This window comes from Dryocola baronae (genome assembly GCF_051297175.1).
In the GTDB taxonomy this organism is placed as follows: Bacteria; Pseudomonadota; Gammaproteobacteria; order Enterobacterales; family Enterobacteriaceae; genus Dryocola.
Genome location: NZ_JBINNY010000001.1, coordinates 746,367 through 771,973, shown reverse-complemented (window position 1 = coordinate 771,973; position 25,607 = coordinate 746,367). Strand labels below are relative to the sequence as shown.

The window sequence follows — 25,607 nt, the reverse complement described above, 5'->3', positions numbered from 1 at the left end:
TTGGTATTTCCTACATGGTGCGCATGCGCGCCACATCCTCTCCCGGCGTCACGCCAAAATAGCGCTTAAACTCGCGGCTAAACTGCGACGCGCTTTCATATCCCACGCGAACCGCAGCGGCGCTGGCCTTCAGGCCGTCGTGCAGAATCAGCATGCGCGCCTTGTGCAGGCGATAGCTCTTCAGATACTGCAGCGGCGAGGTGCTGGTGACCGACTTAAAGTTATGGTGAAACGCCGACACGCTCATGTTCGCTTCGGCGGCGAGCTGGTCTACCGACAGGTTTTCGGTGTACTGCGTTTCAATGCGCCGCAGCACGCGGCTAATCAGGCTGAAATGCGTCTGACGGCTGACTAACGCCAGCAGCGCGCCGCCCCGTGGCCCGGTCAGAATGTGATAAAGAATTTCGCGGATAATCTGTTTGCCAAGGATGCGCGCGTCCAGCGGGCGCTCCAGCACGTCAAGCAGCCGTTCAACGGCGCACAAAATTTCCTCCGAAAGCTCGGCGGAGTTGATGCCCGTTGAGCACGCCTGCGGCTGAAAAAGATCGTCCTCGCCGATATCCATCAGCAGATCCTGAAGCTGCAAAATATCCACGTTGATGCGCATTCCCGCCAGCGGAACGTCCGGCGTCGCGAAGGTTTCACATTCGAAGGGTAAAGGTACGGTGAGCAGCAGGTATTCGTTGGCGTCGTAGCGGAAGACGCGGTCGTTGATATAGCCCGTTTTATGGCCGGAGAAGAGAATTACTATGCCCGGCTCGTACATCACCGGCGTTCTGGCATTGGGCTTAGTGCCGTACAGCAGGCGCACGTTAGGAACGGCGGCAAGCGCATCATTTCCATTTTGGATCAAATGATTAATCTTCTGCGTCAGCTGCTGGCAAATCGTTTTCCGGTTCATCTTCATCCGCTCCACGGGGGTTTTATAGCGATGACATTGTGCGACGAATAGTGGTTTTTCTCCAGCCTTATGGAGAAATGGGCAAGACAAAGGCAGGAATATGCATTGAGAGATAGCGCTTCGAGGCCGACAATGGACACCATCAAAAAGCGACAGCCTCTGTCCGTTTCACCCACTCAACGGGAATCAAATAATGAACAATTTTAATCTCCATACCCCAACCCGCATTCTGTTCGGTAAAGGTGCGATTGCTGAACTTCGTGACCAGATCCCGGCAAACGCCCGCGTGCTCATCACCTACGGCGGCGGCAGCGTGAAGAAAAACGGCGTGCTGGACCAGGTTTACGGCGCGCTGGAAGGCCTCGACGTGCTGGAATTCAGCGGTATCGAGCCGAACCCAACCTATGAAACGCTGATGAAAGCGGTTGAAGTGGTGCGTAAAGAGAACGTCACCTTCCTGCTGGCCGTCGGCGGCGGCTCCGTGCTGGACGGCACCAAATTCATCGCCGCTGCGGCTAACTACCCGCAGGATCGGGACCCGTGGAATATTCTGCTGACCCGCGGTGACGACGTGAAAAGCGCCATTCCAATGGGTTCCGTGCTGACGCTGCCTGCGACCGGCTCCGAATCCAACAAAGGCGCGGTGGTGTCCCGCCGTGCAACCGGCGACAAGCAGGCGTTTATGTCTGAACACGTCCAGCCGGTCTTTGCGGTCCTGGACCCGGTTTACACCTACACTCTGCCTCCGCGCCAGGTTGCCAACGGCGTTGTTGACGCATTCGTGCACACCGTTGAGCAGTACATCACCTATCCGGTCAACGCGAAGGTGCAGGACCGTTTCGCCGAAGGCATCCTGCTGACGCTGGTTGAAGACGGCCCGAAAGCGCTTACCGATCCTGAAAACTACGATGTGCGTGCCAACGTCATGTGGGCGGCGACCATGGCGTTAAACGGCCTGATTGGCGCAGGCGTGCCGCAGGATTGGGCAACGCACATGCTGGGCCACGAGCTAACGGCGATGCACGGCCTGGATCACGCGCAGACTCTGGCGGTGGTGCTGCCTTCCCTGCTCAACGAAAAGCGCAACGAGAAGCATGCCAAGCTGCTGCAGTACGCTGAGCGCGTGTGGAACATCACCAGCGGCAGCGAAGAAGAGCGCATCGACGCGGCGATCGACGCAACCCGCAGCTTCTTCGAGAAAATGGGTGCAGCAACCCGCCTGTCCGCCTACGGCCTGGACGGCAGCTCCATCCCAGCGCTGCTGGTCAAACTCGAAGAGAAAGGCATGACCCAGCTCGGCGAAAATCAGGACATTACCCTTGAGGTGAGCCGTCGCATTTACGAAGCGGCCCGCTAAGTAATTTCCCCATTTGGTTTTCGTTTTTGGGTATTTGGTCCAGACTTAAATGCAATTGTTACACCGGGGCGCGGCCCCGGTGAATCGCTCATTAAGGAGGAACGCATGGCAAATCCAACAGTAATCAAGCTCCAGGACGGGAACGTGATGCCTCAGTTGGGCCTCGGCGTCTGGCAGGCGAGCAACGAACAGGTGCTGACAGCCATTGATAAGGCGTTGGAAGTCGGCTATCGGTCTATCGATACCGCCGCAGCGTACAAAAACGAAGACGGCGTGGGCAACGCGTTAAAACAGGCTGCCCTGCCGCGCGAAGATTTGTTTATCACCACCAAACTCTGGAATGAAGACCAGCAGCGCCCGCGCCAGGCCCTGGAAGAGAGCCTGGAGAAACTGCAGCTGGACCACGTCGATCTCTATCTGATGCACTGGCCGGTGCCCAGCAAAGATCATTACGTTGAGGCGTGGAAAGGGATGATTGAGCTGCAAAAGCAGGGGCTGGCGAAAAGCATCGGCGTCTGTAATTTCCAGGTCAACCATTTGCAAAGGCTGATTGATGAAACGGGCGTTACGCCGGTTATCAATCAGATTGAGCTGCACCCGCTGCTGCAACAGCGCCAGCTGCACGCGTGGAACGCCACGCATAAGATCCAGACCGAATCATGGAGCCCGCTGGCCCAGGGCGGCGAAGGGGTTTTCGATCGGAAAATCATTCGTGACCTGGCGGACAAGTACGGCAAAACCCCGGCGCAAATCGTGATCCGTTGGCATTTAGACAGCGGGCTGGTGGTGATCCCGAAATCGGTCACGCCTTCGCGCATCGTCGAGAACTTTGACGTGTTTGATTTCCGTCTTGATAAAGACGAGCTGGGGGAAATTGCGAAGCTGGATGCGAGCAAGCGGCTTGGGCCGAACCCGGATGAGTTTGGCGGTTAAAAGGGTTATGTCGGCTGGCGCTTACGCTTACCCGACCTATAAAACGTCAAATGGGCTATGTCGGGTGGCGCTTGCGCTTACCCGACCAACCTAAGGACTTAATTGTAGGGCGAATGGCGCTGGCGCCATTCGCCTTTTTTATGGCTTAGGCGCGCGTTTCTTCGCACCGGCCGGTGCCGGACGACGCTGATGCGCAATCGGCGTATGCTTCGTCAACGCCGGGCGCGCGCCACGGTTATGACGGCGCGCTTCACGCATCTCTTCTAACGTTGGCGACGGCACCAGGCACTCGCGACGACCGCCGATCAGGTGCTTTTTGCCCATCGCTTCCAGCGCTTCGCGGATAAGCGGCCAGTTTGCCGGATCGTGGTAGCGCAGCAGCGCCTTGTGCAGGCGACGCTGGCGATCGCCCTTCGGCACCACGATATCCTCACTCTTGTAGTTCACCTTACCCAGCGGGTTCTTGCCGGTGTAATACATGGTCGTGGAGTTGGCGAGCGGTGAAGGATAGAAGTTCTGCACCTGGTCAAGACGGAAGCGGTTTTTCTTCAGCCACAGCGCCAGGCTCACCATGTCCTCATCGCGCGTACCGGGGTGCGCGGAGATAAAATACGGGATCAGGTACTGCTCTTTACCAGCCTGTTTTGAATAGGTGTCGAACAGCTCTTTAAAGCGGTGATAGCTGCCCATCCCTGGCTTCATCATCTTCGACAGCGGCCCCTCTTCGGTATGCTCCGGCGCAATTTTCAGGTAGCCGCCCACGTGGTGGGTTGCCAGCTCTTTGATATAGCGCGGGTCTTCTACCGCCAGGTCATAGCGCACGCCGGAGGCGACCAGAATCTTCTTGATGCCTTTCAGGTCGCGGGCGCGGCGATAGAGGTTGATCGTCGGCTGGTGGTTAGTGTCCATGTGCGGACAGATATCCGGGTAGACGCAGGACAGACGGCGGCAGGTTTGTTCCGCGCGCGGCGACTTGCAGCGCAGCATGTACATGTTTGCCGTCGGCCCCCCCAAATCTGAAACCACGCCGGTAAAGCCGGGCACGGTATCGCGGATCGCTTCGATTTCGCTGATGATCGAGTCTTCTGAACGGCTCTGGATAATGCGCCCTTCGTGCTCGGTAATCGAACAGAAGGAGCAGCCGCCAAAGCAGCCGCGCATGATGTTGACCGAGAAACGGATCATTTCGTAAGCCGGAATACGCGCTTTGCCATAGGAAGGATGCGGCACGCGCTGGTACGGCAGGGCAAATACGCTGTCCATCTCTTCGGTGGAAAGCGGAATGGCGGGCGGGTTGATCCAGATGTAGCGGTCGCCGTGCTTTTGCATCAGGGCGCGGGCGCAGCCTGGGTTGGTTTCATGGTGCAGAATGCGCGACGCGTGGGCGTAAAGCACCTTGTCGTTCTTCACTTTTTCAAACGACGGCAGCAGCACGTAGGTCTTTTCCCACGGCTTAGGGCGTGGCGGCTGCACCACAACGGCTTTGGATTCTTCTTTTGCGCTAGCCACTTCTGCCGTTGGTCTTCCGGTATCCGCGCACGGCAAATCATCGCCATACGGGTGTGGGATCGGGTCGATGCGCCCCGGCGTGTCCAGGCGGGTGGAGTCAACGCCAGACCAGCCCGGCATCGCCTCTTTACGCATCATCGCGGTGTTGCGCACGTCGCTGATTTCGTCGATCGATTCTCCCATCGCCAGGCGGTGCGCGACTTCCACCAGCGGACGCTCGCCGTTGCCAAAGATCAGCATGTCGGCCTTGGCATCCACTAAGATTGAGCGGCGCACGGTATCGGACCAGTAATCGTAATGCGCGGTACGGCGCAGGCTGGCTTCGATGCCGCCAAGGATCACCGGCACATCGCGCCAGGCTTCCTTACAGCGCTGGGTATAAACCAGCGAGGCGCGGTCCGGGCGCTTGCCCGCAACGTTGTCCGGCGTGTAGGCATCGTCGTGACGCAGTTTGCGATCGGCGGTGTAGCGGTTGATCATCGAGTCCATGTTGCCCGCGGTCACGCCGAAGAACAGATTCGGCTTGCCCAGACGCATGAAGTCCTCTTTGCTGTTCCAGTCCGGCTGGGAAATAATCCCGACGCGGAAGCCCTGCGCCTCAAGCATGCGGCCACAGATCGCCATACCAAAACTTGGGTGGTCTACGTAGGCATCACCGGTTACTAAAATGATGTCGCAGCTGTCCCAGCCGAGGTCGTCCATTTCCTTACGTGACATAGGTAAAAACGGTGCTGGGCCGAAACAGGCCGCCCAGTATTGTGGCCACGAAAAGAGTTCACGATCGGGCTGGATCAAGCTTATAGAGCTCATAATGCTTCCGAAAAAATGATGTAAAAGTAACCAAAGCCGGCGATTATACGCCGTAATCAGGCAATAAATGAAGGGTTAATATCAGGACGTTGTGGCCCCCACCGGCGTGAGGGCGCTCGCTAGAAGCTTACGGGGCCGGGTTGACCAGCAGCTGGCCGATTGAGCCGCGGTCCGCCATTTCCAGCGTCTGGCTGGAATAGAGGAACGGGAAGTGCTCCCAGGACGGCTGGCCAAAATACACCAGCAGCTCCACCTGGCCGTCAATCCACACGGTGTCTTTCCAGCCGCGGTCTTCGCCAAAGGGTGCTGCACCGTTAACGTTTTTAATCAGGAAGGTTACGCCTTCAATGTGGAACGACTGCGGCGTGTCGGCACGCACCGTCCAGCGCTCCCACGTGCCCTGCTGCGTCTGGATATCAATACGCTTGATGTCCCACAGCTGGCCGTTAATACCCGGGTCGTCGCCAAGCGTAATATCGCGGCTGCGTGCCGGGCTGCCGTTAATAATCTCATCGGGCAGCAGGCGCATCGGCAGGCTGTCCGTCACCAACGGCAGCAGCCCGGTTGCCCGAAGCGTCAGTACCAGGGTGGAAATCAGGATGCTCGACGGCTCGAAGAAGCCGCGAATGCGGTCCATGATGCCCGCCGCCTCGCCGCAGGTTATCGACACTTCTTTGCCGTCAGACATATCCACGAGGATTTCGCGGCGCTCGCCGGGGGCAAGAGAAAGCTGTTTAACCGAAACCGGCGCGGGCAGAAAGCCCTGGTCGCTGGAGATAACGTGCATGGCGCGGCCGTCGCTCATTTGCAGCAGATAGCGGCGCGCGTTGGAGGCATTAAGCAGGCGCAGACGCACCCAGCCGCGAGAAACCTCAACAAAAGGCCCCTGCACGCCGTTCACCAGCAGCGTATCGCCAACGAAGCCACCGCTGCCCGGCTCGACGTATTCCGGGGTGCCGAAGTTATCCAGGCGCTTGTCCTGAATAATCACCGGGAAGTCATCCACGCCGTAGTGATTCGGGATCGGCAGCGATTTGCTGACCTCATCCTCAATCAGCCACATGCCCGCCAGCCCGTTATAAACCTGCTGCGCGGAACGGTTCGGCGTGTTGGCACGGTACCAAAGCGTTGCGGCCTGCTGGCGAATCGGCAGCACCGGCGCCCAGTCAACGTTCGGCGACATCATGCGCGGCGCACCGCCCATCAGGGGGCCGGGAACCTGAAGCCCGGCGATGGTCATGCCGATGTTTTCCTGCAGGCGGTTGCTGTAAATCATTTTGACGTCGTCGCCGTTCCAGACGCGGATCGTCGGGCCAAGATAGCGCCCGTTCAGCCCCCACACCTGCGCTTTTGTACCGCCGGTGAATGACCAGTGGGCGCGCTGTAAAGTCAGGAAAAGCGGCTGGCCGCGACGGGATTCCAGCAAAGGGGGAACGGGTAAAGGTAACTGCTGCCCTGCCGCATTTGCCCTCAGTGGCACCGCACCCGCACAAAGTGCAATTCCCGATGCCTGAATAAACTGACGCCGACTGAGTGACATAATTGCTCCATGTAAAACTGAAAACGTGGGGCGGTACAAGCCGTACCGCCAGAGGGGCTAACCCCGGAATGAGGCGATCAGCTCGCCTGTTTTTTCTCAACCGTGCCGGACGCTTCGCGCTCCGCCACTTCTTTATTTAACTCGTCAATTTTTGCCATCATGATTTCGCGGCAGTGGGTGGCGAGCTTGCGCACCTGGTCTTTGCCATAAACGCTGGTATCAATGGGATCCAGCATTTCGACGATCACCAGACCGTTATTCCAACGGTTTAGCTTAATTTTATTACTGGTATTCGAAACGCACACGGGAATAATTGGGACGCCCGCAGCAATTGCGGCATGAAACGCGCCGGTTTTAAACGGCAGCAGCCCGCGACCGCGGCTACGAGTCCCTTCCGGGAACATCCACACGGACACGTTACGCTTCTGCATTTGCGAAACAACCTGCGAGATGGTGGTGTGCGCTTTAGCGCGATTATCACGGTCGATCAGCAGGTTACCTGCCAGCCAGTACAGCTGCCCGAAGAACGGGATCCACAGCAGGCTTTTTTTACCGACGGTGACGGTCGGCGGCTGAACGATATTCGACGCGGTGACCATGTCATAGTTGTTCTGATGGTTACCGATATAAATAGCCGTCGGGTGGTTTTCAACGCCTTTAGGTAAACGGGTTTCCACTTTCAGCCCAAATACCGGCGCAAGACGGCCAAAAAGATGACCAAACGTCGCCACGTGGCGTGGATTACGTGGACTAAATAAGCAGTAAATGCTGCCTAAAATACAGACCAAAAGGCAATAAATTACAACAATAATAAAACGAACAATGGATAGCATAACAACCTCTAAAGCCTGAACCGCTTACAAGTATGACCAGATTAATCACAAACACCAAAAACGTTTTTCGGGCGTTTGGGGCAAACCAGAGCGGCTATCGCGTAAAACCTGCTTTTCGGGCGACAGAATTGCCGCCCGGTAGCGGATTACTCTTCGCTGTCGCCAGAGCCTGCCCGTGCCGGGGAATCCACTTCCACCCGGTCAATACGTTGCAGGCCACGCATCAGCGTACCGCGACGACCACGCTCGCCGGTAATTTTCTGTAGCTCTTCCGGGCGCAGCTTAATCTTACGCTTGCCGACGTGCAGAGTAACGGTGCTTTGCGGCGGCAGAATAAAGAGATGCGCCAGCTTATCTTCCCCTTTCGCGGCTTCAGCGGACGGGATAGAGATAATTTTATTGCCTTTACCTTTCGACAGCTGCGGCAAATCGCTCACCGGGAACATCAGCATACGCCCGGCTGCGGTGATCGCCATCAGCATATCGTCTTCGCCTGTAATTTCCATTGGCGGCAGCACGCGGGCGTTCTCCGGCAGAGAGATCAAAGCCTTGCCCGCGCGGTTACGTGCCACCAGGTCGTTAAAGGTACAGACGAAGCCGTAGCCCGCATCGGACGCCATCAGCAGCTTCTGATCGTCCGGGGCCATCAGGACGTGTTCGACGGTTGCGCCCGGCGGCGGCGTGAGCTTGCCGGTCAGCGGCTCGCCCTGGCCTCGTGCAGACGGCAGCGTAATTGGGTCCAGCGCGTAGCTGCGCCCCGTAGAGTCGATAAAGGCAACCGGCTGGTTGCTTTTGCCCTTCGCGGAGGCCAGATAGCTGTCGCCCGCTTTGTAGTTTAGCCCCTGAGCGTCGATGTCGTGGCCTTTGGCGCTGCGCACCCAGCCCATTTGCGACAGCACGATGGTGACCGGCTCGGAAGGGGTCATGTCGTGTTCGCTCATCGCTTTGGCTTCGCCACGCTCGCGCAGCGGGGAACGACGGTCGTCGCCGTAGGCGTCGGAATCGGCCTGCAGCTCTTTTTTGAGCAGCGTGTTCATCTTGCGTTCGGAAGCCAGAATGCCCTGCAGCTGGTCACGCTCTTTTTCCAGATCGCTTTGCTCGCCGCGGATTTTCATCTCTTCGAGTTTGGCGAGGTGGCGTAATTTCAGCTCGAGGATGGATTCAGCCTGGGTTTCGCTGAGGGCAAAACGCTCCATCAGCACCGGCTTCGGCTCGTCCTCGCTGCGGATAATGTGAATCACTTCATCAATGTTGAGGAACGCCACCAGCAGGCCTTCAAGGATATGCAGGCGCTTAAGGACTTTCTCGAGGCGATAGGACAGGCGGCGACGCACGGTATCACGACGATAGACCAACCATTCGGTCAGGATTTCGAGCAGGTTTTTCACCGACGGACGGTTGTCCAGGCCGATCATATTGAGGTTTACGCGATAGCTTTTCTCAAGATCGGTGGTGGCAAACAGGTGGTTCATCACCTGTTCCATGTCCACGCGGTTGGAACGAGGCACAATCACCAGGCGGGTCGGGTTTTCGTGATCGGATTCGTCGCGCAGATCTTCAACCATCGGCAGCTTTTTGGCGCGCATCTGGTTGGCGATTTGTTCCAGCACGCGAGCGCCGGAAACCTGATGCGGCAGCGCGGTGATCACCACGTCGCCCTCTTCTTTCTTCCAGACGGCGCGCATGCGCACGGAGCCGCGGCCATTCTGATAAATTTTGCGGATCTCATCACGCGGAGTGATGATTTCAGCCTCGGTCGGGTAATCCGGACCGTGGACGATATCCAGCAGTTCATCAAGCGAGGTTTTCGGCTGGTCGATAAGCGTGATGGCGGCCTTCGCGACTTCGCGCAGGTTATGCGGCGGAATATCCGTCGCCATGCCTACCGCAATGCCGGTGGTGCCGTTGAGCAAAATATTCGGCAGACGCGCAGGCAGCGTTTTTGGCTCTTGCAGCGTGCCGTCAAAGTTCGGGGTGTAATCAACGGTGCCCTGGCCCAGCTCGCCCAGCAGCACTTCTGCATATTTGGACAGGCGGGATTCGGTATAACGCATCGCCGCAAAGGATTTCGGATCGTCCGGCGCGCCCCAGTTCCCCTGTCCGTCTACCAGCGGGTAGCGGTAAGAGAACGGCTGCGCCATGAGCACCATCGCTTCATAACAGGCGCTGTCGCCGTGCGGATGGTACTTACCCAGCACGTCACCTACGGTACGCGCGGATTTTTTGAATTTAGCGCTGGCGCTGAGTCCCAACTCCGACATGGCATAGACGATACGGCGCTGAACAGGCTTAAGCCCGTCGCCGATAAACGGCAGCGCACGGTCCATGATGACGTACATGGAATAGTTGAGATAGGCATTTTCCGTGAATTCGTGCAGCGCTAAGCGTTCTGCACCATCATGAGTTAGATCACTCATTAATCATTCATCCTCAAACTGACGAGCCGAGTGTGGCCACAAACGGCGTAATTGCCGCCGATAGTACCTTATCTGGCTTGCTGAGTCACAGGGAGGAATAGCTTTGCTCCGAGGAATAACGCGGATGAATGGATGAAAACGGGCCGCGGTTGGCGGCCCATCTCAGTGTTACTTCACGATGTTGATTTGCTTCACGTCGATTTCGACGGAATTCCAGTCTTTATCGACTTCACCCTGAATTTCAACGGTGTCTTTCGGGGTAACGGTTTGCCCGTTCCAGCGCTTATGGTCGATGTCTACGTTGACCGTGCCGGAGGCATCGCGGAAGACGTAGTGGTCGCCGCCGATACGCTGTTCAACCTTGCCCCGCAGGGTAACCCAGGTATCGTCAGAGAAGGTTTTGGCCTTTTCTACCGTGGTGACAGTGCCGGTTGGGCCGACGAAGCCGCCCGTTGCCGGAGCCTGCTGGGTAGTGGTTGGTGCGTTCGGGTCGACAAAGCCCCCCTGGTTTGCGGCAAATGCTGGAGCGGCGGTGATCGCGAGGACAGTAAGAATAGCGGCTACTTTTTTCATTGTTTATTTTCCTTCTATGAATGTCGTTTCTTAGGCTTATTAAAACCCAGAGATCTTAACGAGATCTTAATTTCGCATAGCAAAACGACTTTTTTTAATGAATTGCGGCAAACGCCGAAGCAACGCATTTTTCCCCTGTACACGCTTAATCAAACGTTATTAACTTCACGGCAATGAGCCTCAAGGGAAAACGTCATGCGCGTATTATTGATTGAAGATGACAAACTGATTGGCGACGGCCTGAAGGCTGGCCTGACGAAAATGGGATTTACGCTCGACTGGTTTACCGAAGGCAAGCTCGGCCAGGCGGCCCTGGGCCAGGCCCCTTACGATGCCGTCATCCTCGACCTTAGCCTGCCGGGTATTGATGGCCTGGAGATTTTAAAAAGCTGGCGACGTAACGGTCAAAATGAACCGGTATTAATTCTCACCGCGCGGGATGCCTTAGAACAGCGGGTGGAGGGGCTGCAGCTAGGGGCCGATGATTATCTCTGCAAACCTTTTGCGCTCATTGAAGTGGCCGCTCGCCTGCAGGTTTTAGTTCGCCGCACGCATGGGCAATCACAGCCAGCACTTAATCATGCCGGGGTTGAACTCGATCCGCTTAAATTAACCGTTACGCAAAACGGCGAGCCGTTGCAGCTAAAGCCAAAGGAGTTTGCGCTGCTCGAACTGTTAATGCGCAATGCCGGGCGTGTTCTGCCGCGTTCGCTTATCGAAGAGAAGATCTACAGCTGGGACGATGAGGTTTCCCGCAACGCGCTGGAGGTGCATATCCACCATCTGCGCCGCAAGCTCGGCAGCGGCTTCATCCGCACCGTGCATGGGATTGGTTACACGCTGGGTGAAGAATGATTAAAACGCTGACGCAAAGCCTGCGGGCACGGCTGATCGCCGGCTTTATCCTGCTGACGGTAATTGCCTGGCTTGGCGCGAGCATCGCCGCCTGGTATCAGACCTCAAAAACCCTCGATAAGCTTTTCGACACGCAGCAGATGCTGTTCGCCAAGCGCCTGAGCGCCTTTGATTTAAGAGAGCTGCGCGCAGACCCTCAGCTGCCGCGCACCAAGAAAATGATGCCGCATCATCGTGGCAAGCAGGATGACGATACCCTCGCCTTCGCCATTTTCTCCGCCGACGGGATCATGCAGCTTAACGATGGCGATAACGGCAAAGATCTGCGGTTTAACTATCGCCGCGACGGCTTCACCGACGGCTATCTGAACGGCGATGACGACCCCTGGCGGCTGGTCTGGCTCACCACGCCGGACGGACGCTACCGCATCGTCGTCGGCCAGGAGAGAGAGTATCGTGAGGACATGGCGCTCAGCATCGTTGCCTCTCAGCTCGCTCCGTGGCTTGTCGCCCTTCCCCTGATGCTCCTGCTGCTGGTGTGGCTGGTGAGCCGTGCGCTTTCTCCGCTGCACAAACTGGCGATGGAACTGCGCCATCGTTCACCGGATGACGACACCGGGCTTGAGACAAAACCGCTACCTTCGGAAGTCACGCCGCTGGTCGACGCGCTCAATCTTCTGTTTACCCGTACCGGTGAGTTTATGCTGCGCGAACGCCGCTTCACTTCCGATGCAGCCCACGAGCTGCGCAGCCCGCTTGCCGCATTGAAAGTGCAGGCCGAAGTGGCACAGCTGGCGGGGGACGATGCCCCGATGCGCGGCCACGCCCTGAATAACCTGACGACGGGTATTGACCGTGCAACGCGCCTGGTGGATCAACTGCTTACGCTATCGCGCCTGGACTCACTCGCCGGGCTGGATGATCTAGAAGACGTTTCACTTCCCGCTCTGCTACAAAGCGCCGTGATGGACGCCTACCATCAGGCGCAGCGAGAAGGCGTCGACATTCGCCTTGAGCTGCACGATGAACAGGTTTCGCTGCGCGGTCAGGCTTTGTTATTAAGCCTGATGATCCGTAACGTACTGGACAACGCGGTGCGCTACAGCCCACGCGGTAGCGTAGTGGAAGTGGTGCTGCACAAACGGGAAATCTGCATTACCGACAACGGCCCTGGAATAAGCGCGGAATTCCTACCGAACCTTGGCGAACGCTTCTTCCGCCCGCCGGGACAGGAGAAAACCGGCAGCGGGCTGGGTTTATCCATCGTTCAGCGGATAGCGGCTTTGCACGGAATGCACGCGCATTTTTCGAATGTTATAGCGGGTGGATTTCAGGTGCGGTTGACCTGGTAGAGCACGGATTATTGCTTATCTGGCAAAAGTCTTTGCACATTTTGGCTATTTTTCTGTGACCAGCATCACGTTAAAATTCGTGCCAAACGCAATGATTCGAGGACTAACGATGAGCAACATTCTGATTATCAACGGGGCGAAAAAATTCGCCCACTCAAACGGCCAGCTTAACGACACCCTGACCGAAGTCGCGGAAAGTTTCCTGCGCGACCTCGGACATGATGTTCAGGTTACCCGCACCGACAGCGAGTACGACGCAAAAGAAGAAGTGCAGAAATACCTGTGGGCTGACACGGTAATTTATCAGATGCCGGGCTGGTGGATGGGCGCGCCGTGGACCATGAAAAAATACATCGATGACGTGTTCACCGAAGGCCACGGCTCACTGTATGCCAGCGATGGCCGCACGCGCTCCGACGCCGAGAAGAAATACGGCTCCGGCGGCCTGATTCAGGGTAAAACCTATATGCTGTCCCTGACCTGGAACGCGCCGCTGCAGGCCTTTGAAGACAAAGAGCAGTTCTTCCACGGCGTGGGCGTTGACGGCGTTTACCTGCCGTTCCATAAGGCCAATGAGTTCCTGGGGATGGAAGCTTTGCCAACCTTTATCGCTAACGACGTGATGAAGGTGCCTGACGTGCCACGCTTTGTAGCAGAATATCGCAAGCATCTCGGCGAGATTTTTGCTTAACTGTTGGTCTGCTTAAAAAAAGGAGTTAGCCATGCTGACAGTGATAGCTGAAATTCGTACCCGTCCCGGCGTTCATCATCGCCAGGCCGTTTTGGATGCCTTTGCAAAAATTATCCCGACCGTGCTCGAAGAAGAAGGCTGCTTCGGCTACGCGCCGTTAGTCGATCACAATGCACAGGTCGCTTTCCAGACTACCGCTCCGGACTCCATCTTTATGGTTGAGAAGTGGGAAACCGTTGCTCACCTGGAAGCCCATCTGGCTACCCCGCACATGAAGAACCACAGCGCCGCGGTGAAAGATGACGTGCTGGATATTCATATCCACATTCTGGAAGACGGCATTAAGTAAAGCTTGTATGTAGCGGTGGATGGCGCTCTGGCGTATCCACCCTACACTTGCCCCGCTTAACTTTTGGCATCGGCCTGAACGTTAATCTGCGGTCGTTTTGCCTTCAGGTAGCCATACATCAGCAGCGAAGACATCGCCGAGAAAGAAAGCAGCGCGGCGGGCAGGGTCACGTAGCTCCAGCTAAAGCCAAGCGTAATCATCGTCCCTCCCAAATATGCGCCGATGGCGCTGCCGAGATTAAACGCCACCTGCCCCCCAGCGGCACCCAACAGCTCGCCACCTTTAGCATTCTGCAACAGTAAAATCTGTAGCGGAGCCGAAAGCGCGAACAGCCCGGCGCAGCACACAAACCCCATCATCAGCGATGCCGTTTTGTTTTCCCCGAAGGCAAAAAGTAGTACCAGGGAGAGAACGATAACCAGATCGGTGGTTGCCGCAATGCGAAGCGGGCTAAAACGCCCTGACAGCCTGCCGCTGAGCATATTGCCCAGCACCATACCCAGCCCCATCAGCACCATGATGACCGTCATCGCCACCTCGGAAAAGCCGGATACGTTAACCATGAAAGGCTTAACAAAGCTGAACCAGGCAAAGACACCGGCGTTGCCGAACATTGTGGCTGAGAAAATCAGCCACGGCTCCGGCTTTTTGAGGAAGCGGAACTGTTCCGTAAAGCGGATTTCTGATTTATCAAACAGGCCAGGCACCCAGAAAAATATCGACAGGATCACCAGCACGTCAAACGCGGCAATCATCATAAAGGTGTAGCGCCAGCTAAACGTATGGCCGAGCCAGGTGCCGAGCGGAACGCCTGCGAGATTGGCGACCGTCATGCCGGCGACCATGCCCGCCACCGCCAGCGTGACTTTTCCGGGCGGCGCTAGTTTAGAGAGGATGATGGTGCCAACGCCAAAAAACGCCCCGTGGGGAAAGCCTGAAACCAGCCGCCCTATCGCCAGCATGGTGTAAGACGTTGAAAAGGTAAAAATAACGTTACCGACCACGCAGAGTGCAGCCAGAAATAACAGAATGTTTTTTAGCGAGAATTTATGGGAGAACAGAGCAATAAGCGGCGCGCCGATGACCACGCCAAAGGCGTAAAACGAGATCATATTGCCAGCGGAGGGAATGGTGATCCCCGTGTCGCGGGCAAGCTCAGGGAGAACGCCCATAATGCCAAACTCGGCCATCCCCAAGCCGAACGTACCAAGCGCTAACGAGAAAATCGTTTTTTTCACACGACCAACCACTTCAACAGAAGAATGCGATCATTATTTATCATTCTGCGGGGGCGGGCCAGTTCGAAACGACGTTTTAACTCGTTAATCCATGGTTTCGCGACGGTTTGTGAATAGCGGAGTCTTGCGGAGGAGTTGGCCGCTTTTAGCACTGCTGCATAAAAGCGGCCGATGTTCAGCGGATCTAGACGTCGAGGTCAGCCATGTCGCCCTTTTCCTGCAGCCAGTTACGGCGGTCTTCGGAACGTTTTTTGGCGAGCAGCATGTCCATCATTGCTAAGGTTTTATCGCTGTCTTCGTCGCTGATGGTCAGCTGCACCAGGCGGCGCGTGTTGGGATCGAGCGTGGTTTCGCGCAGCTGAAGCGGGTTCATTTCGCCCAGACCTTTAAAGCGCTGCACGTTCGGCTTGCCTTTCTTGCGCTTGAGCTGTTCAAGCACGCCCGCTTTCTCTTCTTCGTCCAGCGCGTAATACACTTCTTTGCCGAGGTCGATGCGGTAGAGCGGCGGCATGGCGACATACACGTGCCCGCCTTTCACAAGCGAGCGGAAATGGCGCACGAACAGCGCGCACAGCAGCGTGGCGATATGCAGGCCATCGGAGTCCGCATCCGCAAGGATACAGATTTTACCGTAGCGCAGCTGGCTGAGATCTTCGCTGTCGGGATCGATGCCGATCGCCACGGAGATGTCGTGCACTTCCTGTGAAGCGAGCACCTCATCCGAGGAGACTTCCCAGGTGTTCAGGATCTTGCCTTTGAGCGGCATGATCGCCTGATATTCACGATCGCGCGCCTGCTTGGCTGAACCGCCTGCGGAATCCCCTTCTACGAGGAAGAGTTCGGTACGGCTGAGATCCTGCGCGGTACAGTCCGCCAGCTTGCCAGGCAGCGCAGGGCCGCTGGTCAGCTTTTTACGCACGACTTTTTTGGCCGCCCGCATGCGACGCTGGGCGCTGGAAATCGCCAGCTCGGCCAGCTGTTCCGCTGCCTGAACGTTCTGGTTCAGCCACAGGCTAAAGGCATCTTTTACCACGCCCGAAACAAAGGCGGCGCACTGGCGGGATGAAAGACGTTCTTTAGTCTGGCCCGCAAACTGCGGATCCTGCATTTTCACCGACAGCACGTAGGCGCAGCGTTCCCAGATATCATCCGCCGAGAGTTTCACCCCGCGCGGCAGAATGTTGCGGTATTCGCAAAACTCGCGCATGGCGTCGAGCAACCCCTGGCGCAGGCCATTGACGTGGGTGCCGCCCTGCATCGTTGGGATGAGGTTGACGTAGCTTTCGGTCAGCAGCTCGCCGCCTTCCGGCAGCCACAGCAGCGCCCAGTCAACCTGTTCGGTGTCGCCCGCGAAGTTGCCGATAAACGGCGCTTCCGGCAGCGTGATCAGGCCGTTCACGGCTTCGCTCAGGTAGTCTTTCAGACCGTCCTGGTAGCACCAGCGCTGCTCGGTATTGTTAACTTTATCGGTAAAGGTGATTTCAACGCCCGGACAAAGTACCGCTTTCGCTTTCAGCAGATGGCTCAGGCGCGATACTGAAAAACGCGGGCTGTCGAAGAACTTTTCGTCCGGCCAGAAGTGAACGCTGGTGCCGGTATTGCGCTTGCCGCAGGTGCCGACAACTTGCAGCTCCTGAACCTTATCGCCGTTTTCAAATGCGATGCTGTAGACCTGCGCGTCGCGGCGAACGGTGACTTCCACACGTTTAGACAGGGCGTTGACAACGGAAATCCCTACCCCGTGCAGGCCGCCCGAGAACTGGTAGTTTTTATTGGAGAATTTACCGCCCGCGTGCAGACGGCAGAGAATGAGCTCGACCGCAGGAACGCCTTCTTCGGGGTGGATATCCACCGGCATGCCGCGTCCGTCATCGATGACTTCTAATGACTGGTCGGCATGAAGAATGACATCAACTCGCTTAGCATGACCTGCCAGCGCTTCGTCCACGCTGTTATCAATGACTTCCTGGCCCAAATGGTTTGGGCGGGTAGTGTCGGTGTACATTCCCGGACGGCGGCGAACCGGCTCAAGCCCGGTGAGTACCTCAATGGCATCGGCGTTATAACTGGATTGCGTCATGGTTTATTCGTTCAGATAGCGAAACAGGGAATCGGCCGACCCGGCCTCAATGTAGACCGAGGAAGTCGACAATCTGTGTGAAATAATCTTCGAAGCCCACAAAGGCGTGATTGCCACCGGATTCGACCGTCTGGCGACAGGAGGTGTAGTAAGCCACCGCCTGGCGATAATCAAGCACTTCGTCACCCGTTTGTTGCAGCAGCCAGATGAGATCCGGCGCTTCAAGCGGGTCAACCTGCATGACTTTAAGATCGTAAATATGGCGTGACTCTAGCACATATTGCTGGCCGGTGTAGGGGTTCTCGTTGGCGCCGAGATAATCTGCCAGCAATTCAAACGGGCGTGTCGCCGGGTTGACCACCACGGCGGGCAGCATGAAACATTGCGACAGCCAGGTGGCGTAATAGCCGCCCAAGGATGAGCCCACAACGCCCAACGGCTCGCCGCCGTGTTCAAGCACCAGCGACTCAAGCAGCTCTGCGGCTTCCGCAGGATATGGCGGCAGCTGAGGTATCACCATGTTGATATGCGGATAGCGTTCCGCAAGCCACGACTGCATGCTGGTCGCCTTCGCCGAGCGAGGCGAGCTGTTGAAGCCGTGCAGGTAGAGTAACGTGGACATCAGTAGCCTTCTGAGGCGGTATCAGGGTTGAAAACCGCGCCCTTGAGGCGGCACACTTCGGTAGTGACCAGCCCGTCCGGATGAAGTTCCAGCCAGCGCCAGCCCGGCTCGATGGTATCCAGAGTAAAATTGGCACAGTGGGGCTTAAACTGCACGCAGGTGGAAGGCGTTGCCAGCATGCGGCGACCGTTCCAGTCCAGATCCAGCTCCTGATGAATGTGCCCGCACAGCAGCGTTTTCACCTGGGGATAGTTGACCAGCACGTTATCAAGCTCTTGCGCGTTTCGCAGGCTGTGCTGATCGAGCCAGCTGCAGCCAGCGGGCAACGGATGATGGTGGAGCATAAGGAGAGTGTGGCGTTCAGGCGCGGCGGCAAGCTTGTGCTCAAGCCATTCGAGCTGGTAATCGCTCAGTTCACCGTGCGGCACGCCAAAGACCTGGCTATCCAGCAGGACGATTTGCCAGCTATCGCCGATATAGACAAGTTTCGAAGGAGAAATGCCTGCTTCCTGCAGGGCACCGTACATGGCTGGCTGGAAGTCATGATTGCCCGGCAGCCAGACGCAGGGCGCAGCGATTCTCGCGATACCCTCAGCAAAGTGCTGGTAGGCTTGCTCGCTATGATCCTGGGCCAAATCCCCGGTCGCGACAATTAGGTCGCAGTGACGCTGCTCGTCAAGAATGGCAGCAAGCACCGCCTGGTAGCTCTCCCAGGTGTTGATGCCAAGCAGCGTTTCATTCTTCCCAGAGAAAAGGTGGGTATCGGTAATTTGCAGAATCCTGATACGGCCCCCACCGGCCACAGGAAGATTTAACAGGCTTTCCAAATGGTGTCCTTAGGTTTCACTCTCTCTAATAAACCGGAACCGCCATCGCTCCATGCGCTAAACAGTAGCGCAACCAATCAGCAAGAAACTGGTTAATTTGATGCTTTTCGTCGCGTTGATGCAACTTTTTATTAGGATAATCATAACGTGCTTTAAAACGGAAGATCTGCTGGCTTGAACACACTTCCGCCACCATCGCGTCGTGGTAAAGCCTGACGGACATTGACGGCAGGCTCCAGTAGCTGACGCTAGGCGCGGTCTGTTTAATTTCAACAAGCGTAGTGTAACGAGTCGATTCAAGCACGGTCAGCCGATATCGGGCGCTATTAACCTGATAGGTAACGGTTTCACCTGGCGCGTCGTTGCGCGGCAGCAGGCGGCGCAGCTGGGCGAAGTTGGTTTCGCACAGACGCATCATTTCAGGGAAGTCAGGTGTGTAGCGCTTCATATTTAGTCGTTCCACTCTATTCGCAGTTTTTCATAATGCAGCTGCAGCCATTGCAAAGCGATGACTGAGGCAGCGTTGTCGATGGACCCCTCTTCTACTAGCTGATAAGCTTTTTCCCGGCTCACCACATGAACACGAATATCTTCGTTTTCATCCACCAGGCCGTGAATTCCTTCAGCGGCGGTGGCATCCACTTCGCCCACCAGTATCGACAAACGTTCGCTGGTTCCTCCTGGGCTTGCCAGGTAGCTGAGTACGGGTTTGGTGCGCCCAACCACTAATCCGGCCTCTTCCACTGCTTCGCGACGCGCCACGTCCTCAACGCTTTCGCCTTCTTCAATCATTCCGGCAATCAATTCGAGCAGCCATGGCGTGTCGCTTGTGTCGTAAGCCGCGATGCGGATCTGTTCAATCAGCACGACTTCATCACGCACAGGGTCATAGGGTAGCAGCACCGCAGCGTGCCCGCGTTCAAAAATTTCGCGGCGAACTTCACCGCTCATCTCACCGTTAAACAGGCGATGGCGAAAACGATAAAGATCGAGTGAAAAAAAACCGCGGTAAAGCGTTTCCCGTGCAATAATTTCAACATCGTTTTTGGCTAATGTGACAAGCGTATTCTTTGGCTTACTCATGATGATGTCCTGAAGTCTTATGGTAATGAATTGAGCGTTTTCAAGCCTGTTTGACTGCCGTTTCACAAGCTATGTGATAGATTGATACAAATTCAGGGTGGATGGCACATTACGCCAACCCGCCCCGTTGGCGGACTCTGCTAGAATCGGCAAATATTTCGACTCAATTAGCACAAACAAAAAACAATTTTGCTTCACAACAAGGAATGCAAATGAAGAAACTGCTCCCAATCCTTATCGGTCTGAGCCTAACGGGTTTCAGCGCCATGAGCCAGGCAGAAAACCTGATGCAGGTTTATCAGCAGGCGCGTCTTAGCAACCCGGATTTACGTAAATCCGCTGCAGACCGTGACGCCGCATTCGAGAAAATTAACGAAGCACGCAGCCCGTTATTACCACAGCTCGGCCTTGGTGCAGATTACACCTACAGCAACGGTTACCGCGATGTAAATGGCGTTAACTCCAATAGTACCGGTGCCTCTTTGTCGTTAACGCAGACCATTTTTGATATGTCGAGATGGCGTGCGCTGACCCTGCAGGAAAAATCGGCTGGTATCCAGGACGTGACCTACCAGACTGACCAGCAAACGCTGATCCTGAACACCGCGACGGCCTATTTTAACGTGCTGAGCGCCATTGATGCACTCTCCTACACTGAAGCGCAGAAACAGGCGATTTACCGTCAGTTAGACCAGACGACCCAGCGCTTTAACGTAGGCCTTGTAGCCATTACCGACGTGCAGAACGCCCGTTCGCAGTACGACAACGTGCTGGCAAACGAAGTAACCGCCCGTAACAACCTCGATAACGCGGTGGAATCTCTGCGTCAGGTAACCGGTAACTACTATCCTTCTCTGGCTTCCCTGAACGTTGATGGCTTCAAAACCAATAAGCCAGAGGCGGTGAACAGCCTGCTGCAGGAAGCTGAAAAACGTAACCTTGCGCTGTTACAGGCTCGTCTGTCTCAGGATCTGGCTCGCGAACAAATTCGTTACGCAGAGACAGGCCATATGCCAACCGTTGGCTTAACCGCTTCTACAGGTATTTCCGATACCACCTACAGCGGCTCGAAAACTAACAGCGCGCAGTATGACGACAGCAATACGGGTCAGAACAAAATCGGCCTGAATTTCTCGCTGCCGCTCTACCAGGGTGGCCAGGTTAATTCCCAGGTCAAGCAGGCGCAGTACAGCTTTGTGGGTGCCAGCGAACAGCTCGAAAGCGCGCACCGCAGCGTCGTGCAGAACGTGCGTTCTTCCTTCAATAACGTGAACGCCTCCATCAGTACCATCAACGCTTACAAACAGGCCGTTGTGTCTGCACAAAGCTCGTTAGATGCGATGGAAGCCGGTTATTCCGTGGGTACGCGTACCATCGTTGACGTGTTGGATGCGACCACTACGCTGTATAACGCGAAGCAGCAGCTCTCCAGCGCTCGTTATAACTACCTGATCAACCAGCTGAATATCAAGCAGGCCCTGGGTACGCTTAACGAACAGGATCTGGTTTCCCTTAACGCAACGCTTGGTAAGCCGGTTCCGACTACCGCGGACAGCGTAGCGCCAGAAACGCCAGATCAGAACGCACGTGCGGATGGCTACACGGCGGATACCGCTGATACCACGACCAACGCTTCGGCTCAGGCGGCTCCAGTCGCACAGCCGGCAAAAGCGACCAGCAACGGCGCCCGTAACCCATTCGGCAACTGATTGCTTAAGCGATAGCTTCGCTTAATCCAAAGCCCTGAAAACGCTGTTTTCGGGGCTTTATTGTTTATTAAGCCCTACCCCTGTCACAACTTGCGCCCTTTAACGTAAGGCAACGTAAAGATCCCCCGGCATACCTACGTCACCGCTTTAATTTCGACCATTCATCCCCTATCCTAAGGGCAACTACATCCAAAATAATTCAAGTTGTGGGTAGCCGGCCAGCCGTAAGTCCCCAGGAGCATAGCTAACTATGTGACTGTGGCGCGCGGATGCAGCCAACACCCCCACTACTTGAAGTATGACGGATTTACAGGCTTCATTCCTTTGGGCTCAGGATAGATAAATGAAACGGACAAAAACGATAAACCACGCGTCGTTCCGCAAAAGCTGGAACGCCAGGCATTTAACGCCGGTTGCGCTGGCGGTCACCGCCGTGTTTATGCTCGCGGGCTGTGAACAAAACGACGAAACCGTCTCCATGTATCAAAACGCAGACGACTGCGCCCAGGCTAACCCGGGCAAAAGTGCGGAATGCACCACCTCCTATAACAACGCGCTAAAAGAAGCGGAGCGCACCGCGCCTAAATACGCTTCTCGCGAAGAGTGTATTGCTGAATTTGGCGAAGGCCAGTGCCAGCAGGCTCCGGCCCAGGCAAGCATGGCGGGTGAAAACCAGGCGCAGACCCAGCAGAGCGGCAGCTTCTGGATGCCGCTGATGGCAGGCTACATGATGGGTCGCCTGATGGGCGGCGGTGCGGGCTTTGCCCAGCAGCCGCTGTTCTCATCCAAAAACCCGGCAAGCCCGGCCTACGGAAAATACGCTGATGCCAGCGGTAAGAGCTACGGCGCAGCAACCCCGGGCCGCACGACTACCGTTCCGAAAACAGCCATGGCACCGAAACCGGCCACCACCAGCACCGTTACTCGCGGCGGCTTTGGTGATTCCGTTGCCAAGCAATCAACCATGCAGCGTAGCAGCGCGACCGGTTCTTCCCGTTCGATGGGCGGCTAAGCATAATGGAAAGAGTTGCGATAACCGAGCGTCCGGACTGGCGCGAAAAGGCCGCCGAATACGGCTTCAACTTCCACACCATGTACGGCGAACCCTACTGGTGTGAAGATGCCTACTACAAACTGACGCTCCCGCAGGTCGAACGACTGGAAGAGGTCACCGCCGAACTGCACCAAATGTGCCTGAAGGTGGTTGAAAAAGTCGTCAGCAGCGATGAGCTGCTAGCTAAATTCCGCATTCCGAAGCACACCTGGGAATTTGTGCGCCAGTCCTGGCGCACGCAGCAGCCTTCGCTTTATTCCCGCCTCGATCTGGCGTGGGATGGCGTAGGCGAACCAAAGCTGCTGGAAAACAACGCGGATACGCCCACTTCCTTATACGAAGCGGCGTTCTTCCAGTGGATCTGGTTGGAAGATCAGATTCAGGCCGGAAATCTGCCCGCCGGAAGCGATCAGTTCAACAGCCTGCAGGAAAAGCTCATCGAGCGGTTTGCCGAACTAAAACAGCAGCACGGCTTTAACCTTGTGCATTTCGCCTGCTGCCAGGACACCGTAGAAGATCGCGGCACCGTGCAATATCTGCAGGATTGTGCAGCAGAAGCCGAAGTCGCAAGCGAGTTCGTGTACATGGAAGAGATCGGCCTTGGCGAAAAAGGCCAGTTTACCGATCTGCAGGATCAGGTTATCAGTAACCTGTTCAAACTCTATCCGTGGGAATACATGCTGCGCGAGGTGTTCTCCACCAAGCTTGAAGACGCAGGCGTACGCTGGCTTGAGCCGGCCTGGAAAAGCATTATTTCCAACAAAGCGCTGCTGCCGATGCTGTGGGAAATGTTCCCCAATCATCCTAACCTGCTGCCAGCGTACTTCGCGGAAGACGACCATCCGGCAATGGATAAATACGTTGTGAAGCCAATCTTCTCTCGCGAAGGCGCAAACGTGAAGATCATCGAAAACGGCCAGGAAGTTGCCCGCGTCGATGGCCCTTACGGCGAAGAAGGTATGATAGTGCAGGAGTTCTATCAGCTTCCGAAATATGGCGATAGCTACACGCTGATTGGCAGCTGGCTGATAGACGACCAGCCGGCGGGGATCGGTATTCGTGAGGACCACGCGCTAATCACGCAGGATCTTTCGCGTTTTTACCCGCACGTTTTTGTCGAGTAAGAAGTCATGAAAAGTTAAAGGCGCGATTATCGCGCCTTTTTTATCACCCAATCTGGACCGACAGCATACTCAACGATCCCATCTCGATGCCGTCCACCGGCAGCGTAATCGGCTCCTTCCCGTCCCACGCGCCCAGAACGTACAGCAGCGGCAGATAGTGGTCCGGCGTCGGGTTCGACAGCGCCCCACCTTCGTGATTCAGATAGTTCACCAGCGGGTGTTCCTCGGTTGGCCCCTGCCACGTCAGGTTGTCTTTCACATACTGGTTAAAAGACTCAGCCCATGGATAAGGCGTATTCTCCCCATGCCAGCGCGCGGTACGCAGGTTATGCACGACGTTACCGCTGGCAATCAGCATGATGCCCTGGTCACGCAGGCTCGCAAGCTTACGGCCCAACTCAAAGTGCCACGCGTTCGGCTTGGTGCTATCGACGCTGAGCTGCACCATCGGAATATCCGCATTCGGATACATCTTGATCAACACGCCCCACGAGCCGTGGTCGAAACCCCAGGCTTCTTTATCAAGCGTGACGTGTTCAGGAGCCAGCAGGTCAACAAGCTGTTGCGCCAGTTCCGGAGAACCGGGCGCCGGGTAATGCGTGTCGTACAGCGCCTGCGGGAATCCACCAAAATCATGAATGGTTTTTGGCGTTTCCATCGCCGTCACGCCAGTGCCCCGCGTGAACCAGTGCGCGGACACCACCACGATCGCTTTCGGGCGCGGCAGAGTTTCTCCCAAATGACGCCAGGCCTGGGTATAGTGGTTATCTTCCAGCACGTTCATCGGGCTGCCGTGGCCAAGGAATAACGCGGGCATACGTTGGGTTGTCATAGGAGTTTCCTTAAGCGGATAAGTTCGAATGACACAACATTACGCCCATTCGAGGCTGGATGAACTCAGATAAGCATGATGAAGATCATCAGGAAATTTGAATGTCGGATAAGGAGCTGTGGATGTCAGTACCGTTGATCCTGACCCTGCTTGCCGGGGGGGCCACGTTTATCGGGGCGATTTTGGGGGTGATCGGCCAGAAGCCGTCGAACCGCGTGTTGGCGTTTTCGCTTGGCTTTGCCGCAGGAATTATGCTGCTCATCTCGCTGATGGAAATGCTGCCTGCGGCGCTGCATACCGAGGGAATGTCGCCCGTGCTGGGCTACGGCATGTTTGTGCTCGGGCTGATGGGCTACTTTGCGCTCGACCGAAGCCTCCCTCACGCGCATCCGCAGGACCTGATGGACGGCTCTTTAAAAGCGCCCAATTTGCGCCGCACCGCGCTGCTCCTCACGCTCGGTATCAGCCTGCACAACTTCCCGGAAGGGATTGCCACCTTCGTTACCGCCAGCGCTAATCTCGAGCTTGGGCTGGGCATTGCGCTCGCCGTCGCTTTACACAATATCCCTGAAGGTTTAGCGGTCGCTGGCCCGGTTTATGCGGCAACGGGCTCGAAGCGCAAGGCTATACTTTGGGCGGGGATTTCCGGGCTTGCAGAAATCCTCGGCGGCGTGCTGGCGTGGCTGATTCTTGGCACGATGATCTCCCCGGTGCTCATGGCGTCAATCATGGCGGCAGTGGCGGGAATTATGGTGGCGCTTTCGGTGGATGAACTGATGCCGCTGGCCAAAGAGATTGACCCGCATAACAATCCGAGCTACGGCGTGCTTTGTGGCATGGCGGTGATGGGGTTGAGTTTGACTTTGCTGCAGAGTAGCGGGATTGGCTAATAGGCTCCTGGCATAACTGGTGGATGGC

General features: G+C 56.3%; 22 protein-coding genes and 1 pseudogene. 10 read left to right on the top strand and 13 right to left on the bottom strand.

Going from position 1 to position 25,607, the window contains the following annotated elements:
* Positions 1-10: 10 nt before the first annotated feature.
* The gene (locus tag ACSPHG_RS03565; protein ID WP_435952165.1) at positions 11-901 is read right to left on the bottom strand and encodes an AraC family transcriptional regulator; all 891 of its coding nucleotides are present in this window, start codon (positions 899-901) and stop codon (positions 11-13) included.
* A 193-nt stretch (positions 902-1,094) separates the two neighbouring features.
* Here ACSPHG_RS03565 and yqhD point away from each other — a divergent pair, with 193 nt between their 5' ends.
* Both yqhD and dkgA read left to right on the top strand, forming a co-directional pair.
* Positions 1,095-2,258, top strand: coding sequence for an alcohol dehydrogenase (gene yqhD, locus ACSPHG_RS03560; protein WP_435952164.1), 1,164 nt, complete (start codon positions 1,095-1,097; stop codon positions 2,256-2,258).
* Positions 2,259-2,363: 105 nt separating this feature from the next.
* Positions 2,364-3,191, top strand: coding sequence for a 2,5-didehydrogluconate reductase DkgA (gene dkgA, locus ACSPHG_RS03555; RefSeq protein WP_435952163.1), 828 nt, complete (start codon positions 2,364-2,366; stop codon positions 3,189-3,191).
* 159 nt (positions 3,192-3,350) lie between these two features.
* Here dkgA and ACSPHG_RS03550 read toward each other — a convergent pair.
* The 5 genes and pseudogenes from ACSPHG_RS03550 to ACSPHG_RS03530 form a co-directional block, all read right to left on the bottom strand.
* Positions 3,351-5,579 (bottom strand): annotated as a pseudogene (locus tag ACSPHG_RS03550) (YgiQ family radical SAM protein); the annotation flags it as partial.
* A 58-nt stretch (positions 5,580-5,637) separates the two neighbouring features.
* The gene (ftsP, locus tag ACSPHG_RS03545) at positions 5,638-7,050 is read right to left on the bottom strand and encodes a cell division protein FtsP (protein ID WP_435952162.1); all 1,413 of its coding nucleotides are present in this window, start codon (positions 7,048-7,050) and stop codon (positions 5,638-5,640) included.
* Positions 7,051-7,127: 77 nt separating this feature from the next.
* Positions 7,128-7,883: a 1-acylglycerol-3-phosphate O-acyltransferase gene (locus ACSPHG_RS03540; RefSeq protein ID WP_435952161.1), complete on the bottom strand. Its 756-nt coding sequence runs from the start codon at positions 7,881-7,883 to the stop codon at positions 7,128-7,130.
* 146 nt (positions 7,884-8,029) lie between these two features.
* A complete protein-coding gene (gene parC / locus ACSPHG_RS03535) occupies positions 8,030-10,300 on the bottom strand; it encodes a DNA topoisomerase IV subunit A (protein WP_435952160.1) in 2,271 nt (756 codons plus the stop codon).
* Between the two features lie 168 nt (positions 10,301-10,468).
* On the bottom strand, positions 10,469-10,873 hold the full coding sequence (locus tag ACSPHG_RS03530; protein ID WP_435952159.1) for a YgiW/YdeI family stress tolerance OB fold protein: 405 nt from the start codon (positions 10,871-10,873) through the stop codon (positions 10,469-10,471).
* Positions 10,874-11,068: 195 nt separating this feature from the next.
* Between ACSPHG_RS03530 and qseB the strand changes: the two genes are divergently transcribed.
* From qseB to ACSPHG_RS03510, 4 genes are all read left to right on the top strand, one after another.
* Complete coding sequence (gene qseB, locus ACSPHG_RS03525; protein ID WP_435952158.1) at positions 11,069-11,728, top strand: quorum sensing response regulator transcription factor QseB; 660 nt, start codon at positions 11,069-11,071, stop codon at positions 11,726-11,728.
* On the top strand, positions 11,725-13,080 hold the full coding sequence (gene qseC, locus ACSPHG_RS03520) for a quorum sensing histidine kinase QseC (RefSeq protein WP_435952157.1): 1,356 nt from the start codon (positions 11,725-11,727) through the stop codon (positions 13,078-13,080). The genes qseB and qseC overlap by 4 nt, the downstream gene beginning before the upstream one ends.
* 109 nt (positions 13,081-13,189) lie before the next feature.
* Complete coding sequence (locus ACSPHG_RS03515; RefSeq protein ID WP_435952156.1) at positions 13,190-13,771, top strand: NAD(P)H-dependent oxidoreductase; 582 nt, start codon at positions 13,190-13,192, stop codon at positions 13,769-13,771.
* A gap of 31 nt (positions 13,772-13,802) precedes the next feature.
* Positions 13,803-14,120 carry a putative quinol monooxygenase gene (locus ACSPHG_RS03510; RefSeq protein ID WP_435952155.1) on the top strand — a complete coding sequence of 106 codons (318 nt, stop codon included), beginning with the start codon at positions 13,803-13,805 and terminating at the stop codon, positions 14,118-14,120.
* Positions 14,121-14,176: 56 nt separating this feature from the next.
* On the opposite strand, the gene araJ is transcribed toward ACSPHG_RS03510, so the two are convergent.
* From araJ to nudF, 6 genes are all read right to left on the bottom strand, one after another.
* Positions 14,177-15,358 (bottom strand): MFS transporter AraJ, encoded by a 1,182-nt coding sequence (araJ, locus tag ACSPHG_RS03505; RefSeq protein WP_435952154.1) that lies wholly within the window; start codon positions 15,356-15,358, stop codon positions 14,177-14,179.
* 184 nt (positions 15,359-15,542) lie between these two features.
* Complete coding sequence (gene parE, locus ACSPHG_RS03500; protein WP_435952153.1) at positions 15,543-17,438, bottom strand: DNA topoisomerase IV subunit B; 1,896 nt, start codon at positions 17,436-17,438, stop codon at positions 15,543-15,545.
* A 46-nt stretch (positions 17,439-17,484) separates the two neighbouring features.
* The gene (gene yqiA, locus ACSPHG_RS03495; RefSeq protein ID WP_435952152.1) at positions 17,485-18,060 is read right to left on the bottom strand and encodes an esterase YqiA; all 576 of its coding nucleotides are present in this window, start codon (positions 18,058-18,060) and stop codon (positions 17,485-17,487) included.
* A complete protein-coding gene (cpdA, locus tag ACSPHG_RS03490; protein WP_435952151.1) occupies positions 18,060-18,887 on the bottom strand; it encodes a 3',5'-cyclic-AMP phosphodiesterase in 828 nt (275 codons plus the stop codon). The genes yqiA and cpdA overlap by 1 nt, the downstream gene beginning before the upstream one ends.
* A gap of 25 nt (positions 18,888-18,912) precedes the next feature.
* Positions 18,913-19,335, bottom strand: coding sequence for a DUF1249 family protein (locus ACSPHG_RS03485; RefSeq protein ID WP_435952150.1), 423 nt, complete (start codon positions 19,333-19,335; stop codon positions 18,913-18,915).
* Between the two features lie 2 nt (positions 19,336-19,337).
* On the bottom strand, positions 19,338-19,970 hold the full coding sequence (gene nudF / locus ACSPHG_RS03480) for an ADP-ribose diphosphatase (RefSeq protein WP_435952149.1): 633 nt from the start codon (positions 19,968-19,970) through the stop codon (positions 19,338-19,340).
* 206 nt (positions 19,971-20,176) lie between these two features.
* Here nudF and tolC point away from each other — a divergent pair, with 206 nt between their 5' ends.
* The 3 genes from tolC to ACSPHG_RS03465 all read left to right on the top strand — a co-directional run bounded on the left by tolC (position 20,177) and on the right by ACSPHG_RS03465 (position 23,857).
* Positions 20,177-21,679, top strand: a complete 1,503-nt coding sequence (tolC, locus tag ACSPHG_RS03475) for an outer membrane channel protein TolC (RefSeq protein ID WP_435952148.1) — start codon at positions 20,177-20,179, stop codon at positions 21,677-21,679.
* Positions 21,680-22,022: 343 nt separating this feature from the next.
* On the top strand, positions 22,023-22,691 hold the full coding sequence (locus tag ACSPHG_RS03470; RefSeq protein WP_435952147.1) for a DUF1190 family protein: 669 nt from the start codon (positions 22,023-22,025) through the stop codon (positions 22,689-22,691).
* Positions 22,692-22,696: 5 nt separating this feature from the next.
* Complete coding sequence (locus tag ACSPHG_RS03465) at positions 22,697-23,857, top strand: glutathionylspermidine synthase family protein (RefSeq protein WP_435952146.1); 1,161 nt, start codon at positions 22,697-22,699, stop codon at positions 23,855-23,857.
* Between the two features lie 43 nt (positions 23,858-23,900).
* On the opposite strand, the gene ygiD is transcribed toward ACSPHG_RS03465, so the two are convergent.
* On the bottom strand, positions 23,901-24,689 hold the full coding sequence (gene ygiD, locus ACSPHG_RS03460) for a 4,5-DOPA-extradiol-dioxygenase (protein ID WP_435952145.1): 789 nt from the start codon (positions 24,687-24,689) through the stop codon (positions 23,901-23,903).
* Positions 24,690-24,811: 122 nt separating this feature from the next.
* Between ygiD and zupT the strand changes: the two genes are divergently transcribed.
* A complete protein-coding gene (zupT, locus tag ACSPHG_RS03455) occupies positions 24,812-25,579 on the top strand; it encodes a zinc transporter ZupT (protein WP_435952144.1) in 768 nt (255 codons plus the stop codon).
* Positions 25,580-25,607: the final 28 nt, after the last annotated feature.